The sequence below is a fragment of the Protofrankia sp. CiP1_Cm_nod2 genome, from assembly GCF_920664355.1.
Lineage (GTDB): Bacteria > Actinomycetota > Actinomycetes > Frankiales > Frankiaceae > Protofrankia.
Map to the genome: position 1 here is coordinate 15,832 of NZ_CAKKTL010000034.1, position 557 is coordinate 16,388.

1 protein-coding gene is annotated in these 557 nt (G+C 69.1%); it reads left to right on the forward strand.

The features are described 5' to 3' along the window. Positions 1-557 (forward strand): CoA transferase (locus NBW84_RS05910; protein ID WP_250282436.1); only part of this gene is annotated, 557 nt, incomplete at both ends.

The following is a 557-nucleotide window of genomic DNA, read 5'->3' on the forward strand; positions in this document are numbered from 1 at the left end:
GCACTCGAGATCATCAAGCGTGTCGATGCCGTGATCGAAGGCTTTCTTCCGGGCTCGACGGAACGTCTCGGCCTCGGGCCGCAGGACTGCGCACCGCACAATCCAGGCCTTGTCTACGGGCGGCTGACCGGCTGGGGCCAGGCCGGCCCACTGATGACGCAGCCCGGGCACAACATCAACTATCTGGCCGTCTCGGGGGTACTGGCCCATCTCGGACGCGCCGGAGGCCTGCCCTTCCCGCCGATGAACCTCCTTGCCGACGGTGGCGGTGCGATGTTCCTGGCCCTCGGCGTCGTCGCGGCCGTGCTGGAGGCACGGTCGTCCGGCGTGGGACAGGTCGTGGACGCCGCGATGGTCGACGGCGCGGCCCTGTTGAGCACCATGAGCCACGAGATGCGCAACGAGGGCAGATGGGTGGAACAGCGCGGCAGCAACCTCAACGACTCGGGGGCGCCTTTCTACGACGTGTACGAGACCGCCGACGGCCGCCTTGTCGCGCTGGGGGCGGTCGAGGACCGGTTCTGGGAGTCCCTCCTGCGGCTGCTGGGGCTGCACGG